We start from the raw sequence: 6,607 nt of genomic DNA on the forward strand, positions 1-6,607 counted from the left end.
AACTTTGATTTGCTTCTTCCGAAGTTTCATTTCATTCTTCCGAAGTTTTATTTCCTAGCTCCGTGGAGAAACTTCGTTTCCTCACTGGAGATTTCCCATTTCCTCGGTAGGAAGGAGATTGAGAGGTGACCTGTTATGCGTCGTCGGTACGTACGGCTCGTAAGATTTGCGGATTCTTGGCTTTGTCGTATCGTACGCTATTTGTAGTATATACGAGTTCCAAAAGTTGTTCCACCTTTGGAACTTTTTAGTTCCAGGGATGGAACTTTTCGGTTCCAACGGAGGAACCTCCGTCGGACTGTTGTGATTTCGTATCTTTGTTCCGTAGGAAGAGACTGCGAGCGCAGTCTTATTGGTTGATTTACTGATTAACGACATAGACGTATCCTCGATGAATACACAACAACGACAGCAAGCGTGGTGGCTCTACGGTGGGCTAATGCTCATCTTCGTGGCGCTCTTGTGGTGGGTCGCTGCGACTGACGGGGCGATGAGTGTCAACTCGGAGTCTCTCGTCACGGCTCCCGTAGCTACTGCGACAGAGCCCTTGGGCGAAGCGTCCGAAGGGGCTGTGGTAGCACTCAACTTGACCACACCCTCGTCTGCGATGGAGGCCACGCCGTGGCAATCGTTTGTGACGTCGGTACGCTCGCACGCCGCTTCAGACATAGGGCTACTACTGATCCAGCTGGTGGTCATCCTGCTCGTGGTACGTGTCGTGGGGTGGCTCTTCGCACGATTGCATCAGCCGACGGTCATCGGGGAAATCCTTGCTGGTATATTGCTCGGTCCGAGCTTGCTGGGAGCCGTTTGGCCAGAAGCGATGGAGACGCTCTTTCCTGTGCACAGTTTGGGCAATCTAGAGTTGCTCAGCCAGTTCGGACTGATCCTCTTCATGTTTACCATCGGTATGGAGCTGCGGATGAAAGACCTCAAGGGTCAGGCGCAGCAAGCGTTCGTCATCAGCCAGTCGGGGATTATCTTTCCATTTATCCTAGGCATCCTTCTCACCTATGGGCTGTACAGTCGCCCTGAGCTACTGAGCGAGGGGAGTAGCTTCTTGTCGCTCTCCCTCTTTGTGGGCATCTCGCTCAGCATCACCGCCTTCCCCGTCTTGGCTCGTATCATCCAGGAGCGCTCGCTCTCGCATAGTCATCTGGGGCGCTTGGCGCTCTCGACCGCAGCTATGGGAGATATCGTGGCATGGCTCATGCTGGCGGCCATCATGGCGGTCAGTCAGGGGGGGAGCTTCACGAGCGCTCTCTACAATATGCTCTTCCTCGCCCTTTACTTGGCAGTTATCTTTGGCATCTTGCGACCACTCTTCGGACTCCTCGGTCGACGTGTGAGACATCGAGAGGTGCTCTCCAAGTCGCTCATGGGACTCATCTTCATCCTCCTCATGGCGAGCGCCTACTTCACCGAGATCATGAGTATGCATGCACTCTTTGGCGCCTTTATGCTGGGGTTGGTCATGCCAGAGAACCTAGACTTCCGAGTGATTGTCAAGGAGAAGGTCGAGGACTTGGCGCTCCTGCTCCTCCTGCCGCTCTTCTTCGTGAGCTCAGGCTTGCGCACGGAGCTGGGATTGGTCAATACACCTGAGCTGTGGGCGCTCTTCGGCATCTTTACCTTTGTGGCAGTTGTGGGCAAAATGGGCGGTACTTACCTAGCAGCGCGAAGCTGTGGTATACAGCGCCGCGAGAGCCTTTACCTAGGCGCTTATATGAACACCCGAGGGCTGATGGAACTGGTCGTGCTACGCATCGGACTGGATCTAGGAGTCCTCTCGACTGTCCTCTTTACCATCCTCGTGATGATGACGCTCGTGACGACGATTATGACGGCTCCGACGTTGCAACTGATCGACTGGCTCCTCAAGAAGAAGAAAGCGCCACAGAGTCTGGAGCACGCAACGGGACAAGTGCTCATCTCCTTTGGTCGTGCCGAGACGGGCGTCACGCTCCTCGAGTTCTTCCATAGGTTGTGCGGTGGTACCGCTCCACAGGTGGCTTGTACGCTGATGCACGTCACTACTGATACGGACATTAGTACCATTGATGCGGACCACTACTACGCCAGTAGCTTTGCAGCTCCGATGGAGATGGCGAAGCAGCTGGACCTTGCCGTGGAGCGTAAGTATGAGATTGCCGAATCGGTGCCTGAGGCGGTCCTTTCGCACGCTAATCACATCCAGAGCAACCTGCTCCTCCTCGGAGCGAGTGTCAACCTTTCGCAAGATAAGAAAGACCGCGACCTAGTCGCCTATAGCAATAAGTTGACCCGCAGGTGGGGTCTGCTGACTGGTCGCCGTCGCAAAGCTAAGAAAGAGCAGAGCTCTCACTCCTTTGAGGAGCTGATCGCTACCTTTGCTCAGGAGGCGCCTTGCTCTGTGGGCATTTATGTGGACAATGGTCAGACTCCGATAGCGCATCCGCTCGTGCTAATGCAGCGGCCTGAGGATCAAGAGCTACTACTCGTTGCCGAGCAGGTGACGCAAAGTGCGGATAGTCCGATCACGCTGATGCCACTCTCGTCGCATCTCGCCAAGCCTACGACAGAGCTCTCGGCTCGTGTGTCGTGGAGCGGGGAGACTTTTGCTGAGCAGGTCGACCTGAGCGGTTACGACTTCGCCTTCATCGCTTACGATGCGTGGGCAGCCCTCACGTCAGCTCAGCAAGAGCTGCTAGAGCAACTACCCTCTTACCTTATTCTAGACATTGACGAGGCGACCATTGAGTTGCCGACGATACATCGTCCGACTACAGAAGCCGTCTCTTACCTTGGTAAAGCGTCTTAACTATGAAACGTGAGAAAGGTTCTCCTCGCCAAGCTAAGCCAAAGCTGAGCACCCCGCTCTGGGCTCTGCAAGATCCGTGGCTTGCTCCGCACTATGAGACGATAGAGGCGTGGCAAAGCTACATCGCTGAGCGTCGGCAGCTCTTTGTTGGCTCGCAAAGTCTCTCGAGCTGGGCGTGCGGACACCTTTACTTTGGGCTGCACCGCACCGACGCTGGCTGGACATTGCGCGAATATGCGCCAGCGGCTCAGGCGGTCTACCTGCTTTGCGACGATAACGAGTGGCGCAAAGATCCGAACTATCGATTTGTTGCCAATGAGGAACGACCAGGCGAATGGCTCCTCGAGCTTCCCGCCACAGCGCTACACCATCTAGACTACTACAAGCTACTCATTTGCACCGACCACGAGGAGCTAGAGCGCATCCCCGCCTACGCTCATTATGTCGTGCAGGATCCGCGAGACTACACCTTCTGCGCTCGTGTCTGGGCTCCCGAAGAACCGTACCTTGTCAAGGCGCCAGCACCTCAGCGTCCCGACACTTTGCTCATCTATGAGTGTCACATAGGGATGAGTGGCGAGGAGATGGGCGTGGCGAGCTACGAGCAGTTTCGCACGGAGCGACTGCCCTACATCGTCTCGGCAGGGTACAATACCCTCCAAATCATGGCGGTCCAGGAGCACCCGTACTACGGTTCGTACGGCTATCACGTCTCCAACTTCTTCGCTCCGTCCAGTCGCTTCGGCACGCCCGACGACCTCAAGCGTTTAGTCGATGAGGCGCACGCCTTAGGGCTGTACGTCATCATGGACTTGGTCCACTCGCACGCCGTGCGCAACGAAGCCGAGGGCTTGGCCCGCTACGATGGCACACGGACCCTCTTCTTCCACGAGGGGAGCCGTGGCGAGCATCCGCAGTGGGACTCGCTCTGCTTTGACTACGGTCGTGGCGAGGTGGTCCACTTCCTCCTCTCCAATTGCCACTACTGGCTCACGGAGTACGGCTTTGACGGCTTCCGCTTCGACGGGGTCACCTCGATGCTTTACGAAGACCACGGCTTGGGGCGACCTTTCCTCACCTATGCGGACTACTACAATGGCAATGTAGACCGAGATGCGCTGACCTATCTGACACTTGCCAACGAACTCATCCACGCTGTCAAGCCCTCAGCGACGACTATCGCCGAGGAAGTGAGCGGACTGCCAGGACTGTGCGAAAGCCAAGCCTCCGAAGGCTACGGCTTTGACTACCGCCTGGCGATGAATGTGCCAGACTACTGGATCAAACTGATCAAAGAGCAGCCCGACGAAGCGTGGAATCCCGAGAATATGTGGTACGAACTGCGCAATCATCGCCCCTCTGAGCGAACTATCTCCTACGCTGAGAGCCACGACCAAGCACTCGTCGGAGACAAGACCATCATCTTCCGACTCATCGACAGCGACATGTACTGGCATATGCAGCAGAGCGACTACAACGATCGGGTGATGCGTGGCATAGCGCTCTGCAATATGATCCGTCTGATGACCTTCGCCACGATGTGCGGCGGTTATCTCACCTTCATGGGCAATGAGTTTGGTCATCCCGAGTGGATCGACTTCCCTCGTGAGGGCAATGGCTACTCCTACCAGTACGCTCGTCGTCAGTGGTCGCTACAGGCTAATGGCTTACTGCGCTACAAGCAGCTCGCACACTTTGACAAAGGGATGCTCTCGCTCGGCCACCTGACGCCTCGCTTTGCAGAGCTCTCTGACTACTGCTATCATAGCCATACGGAGCGACAGGTTATCGCTTTCATGCGAGGTGACGGCTACCTCTTTGCCTTTAACTTTAGCCCCACCGAGAGCTACACCGACTACCTCATCGAGGGCGTGCCAGCGGGGCAATACGAGCTACTCCTCGACAGCGATGCGGTGGCCTGCGGAGGCTTCGGACGTATTGATGCCAGCATCACGCATCACACCCGCACCACCGCCGAGGGAGGCACCGAGCTACGACTCTATCTGCCCTCCCGCTCAGCGCAAGTCTACCAGCGCAAGCCGTAATAGCGGCAAAACAATACGAGTAACCCTTTGTAGGGACGCACGCTCTGTGCGTCCGTTGTCGAACGAAAGTTACAGCATCGTAACCTTGGACACAACGGACGCACAGAGCGTGCGTCCCTACAAGTCGTTACTCGTTATTTATATGTGTAAGTCTTACTTCTCAAACTCAATGTCAATGTCGAAAGACTCATGCCACGGCAGTCCCTGACGAGCCACCTCCTTGAGGAAGGGATCTGGATCAAACTGCTCAACGTTGAAGACACCAGCGCCTCCCCATATGCCTTTGGCGAGCATCAGTGCGCCCGTTGTAGCGGGGACACCCGTCGTGTAGCTGACACCCTGCGTGCCCGTCTCACGGTAGGCTGCTTGGTGAGAGCAGTTGTTCCATATATAATAGGTACGCTCCTTGCCGTCCTTGACACCACGGATGCGGCAGCCGATAGAGGTCTCGCCCGTATAGTTCTCGCCCAGCTCCTGAGGATTAGGCAGGACAGCCTTGAGGAATTGGATCGGCACGATCTCTTGTCCGTTGTAGTTGATCGGCTCAATGCTCGCCATACCAATGTTTTGGATCACCTCGAGGTACTTGAGATACTCCTCCCCGAAGGTCATCCAGAAGCGCGCCCGACGTATCGTGGGGAAGTGCTTGACGAGCGACTCCAGCTCCTCGTGGTAGAGCAGATAAGACTCGCGCACACCGATGCCCGGGTAGTGTAGCGGACGATGTATCTCCTGAGGCTCCGTCTCAATCCACTCACCCTCGTGGTAGTACTTACCCTTTTGGGTGATCTCACGGATATTGATCTCTGGGTTGAAGTTGGTTGCAAACGCCTTGTGGTGGTCGCCACCGTTGCAGTCCACGATGTCAAGGTAGTGCATCTCGTCAAAGTGATGCTTAGCTGCATAAGCGGTGAAGATACTGGTCACGCCTGGGTCAAAGCCACACCCTAAGACAGCCGTCAGGCCAGCTTCCTTAAAGCGGTCGTGATACGCCCACTGCCAACTGTACTGATACTTAGCCTCGTCGAGGGGCTCGTAGTTTGCCGTATCAAGGTAGTTGACGCCCGCCTTGAGACAAGCCTCCATGATGGTCAAGTCTTGGTAAGGAAGAGCCACGTTGATACAGATGTCTGGGCGGAAGCTCTCGAATAGTCGTACCAGTTGCTCCACATCGTCAGCATCCACCTGAGCGGTCTGGATCTTGACGTTCTTTATTTGTGCTGCGATGGCGTCACACTTAGACTTAGTGCGGCTCGCCAGCATAATGTCGGTAAAGGTCTCAGCATTCTGAGCCACCTTGTGAGCTACTACGGTGCCTACGCCACCAGCTCCGATGATGATCACTCTTGCCATAGAGGTTGTATAGTTAAAAGCGTTAGAGATTCATGAGGTTTGCGGTAGCTACGCCAGCATCCTTTGCGGCTGCTCGAGCGTCGTCGCTACTTTTGCTCTGCCAAAGATACGAAAAAGAAGTTAGAGATTAGAGGTTAGAGGGGAGAGGGGAGAGCGAGACGTCGCCCTGTAGGGACGCACGATCTGTGCGTCCGTTGTATCAAAGGTTACGGCGTCCGTTGTGTCAAAAGTTACGGTATCCGTGGTTTTAACGGGGACGGACGCACAGATCGTGCGTCCCTACAAAGGGTTACACGTCTCCCGAGGAAATGGGGAATCGCCAGTGAGGAAATGAAAAATCTCCACAGAGGCGCAAAATAAAAGTTCGGAAGAATGAAATGAAACTTCGGAAGAAGCAAATCAAAGTTCG

Annotated in this window: 3 protein-coding genes; 2 read left to right on the plus strand and 1 reads right to left on the minus strand. The window is 55.2% G+C overall.

Annotated elements, in window-relative coordinates; translation table 11 throughout:
• Positions 1 to 391: 391 nt before the first annotated feature.
• On the plus strand, positions 392 to 2,800 hold the full coding sequence (locus tag Q0X57_RS07065; protein WP_297729548.1) for a cation:proton antiporter: 2,409 nt from the start codon (positions 392 to 394) through the stop codon (positions 2,798 to 2,800).
• A gap of 2 nt (positions 2,801 to 2,802) precedes the next feature.
• Positions 2,803 to 4,845, plus strand: coding sequence for an alpha amylase C-terminal domain-containing protein (locus Q0X57_RS07070; protein WP_297729551.1), 2,043 nt, complete (start codon positions 2,803 to 2,805; stop codon positions 4,843 to 4,845).
• Between the two features lie 153 nt (positions 4,846 to 4,998).
• On the opposite strand, the gene Q0X57_RS07075 is transcribed toward Q0X57_RS07070, so the two are convergent.
• Positions 4,999 to 6,198, minus strand: coding sequence for a saccharopine dehydrogenase family protein (locus Q0X57_RS07075; protein ID WP_297729554.1), 1,200 nt, complete (start codon positions 6,196 to 6,198; stop codon positions 4,999 to 5,001).
• Positions 6,199 to 6,607: the final 409 nt, after the last annotated feature.

Origin of the sequence: uncultured Porphyromonas sp. (genome assembly GCF_947254915.1) — a bacterium.
Taxonomy (GTDB): domain Bacteria; phylum Bacteroidota; class Bacteroidia; order Bacteroidales; family Porphyromonadaceae; genus Porphyromonas.

Excerpts from the sequence above, each read along its gene's own strand:
- Q0X57_RS07070 (WP_297729551.1), top strand. The coding sequence starts at position 2,803 with ATGAAACGTGAGAAAGGTTCTCCTCGCCAAGCTAAGCCAAAGCTGAGC.
- Q0X57_RS07065 (WP_297729548.1), top strand. The coding sequence starts at position 392 with ATGAATACACAACAACGACAGCAAGCGTGGTGGCTCTACGGTGGGCTA.
- Q0X57_RS07075 (WP_297729554.1), bottom strand. The coding sequence starts at position 6,198 with ATGGCAAGAGTGATCATCATCGGAGCTGGTGGCGTAGGCACCGTAGTA.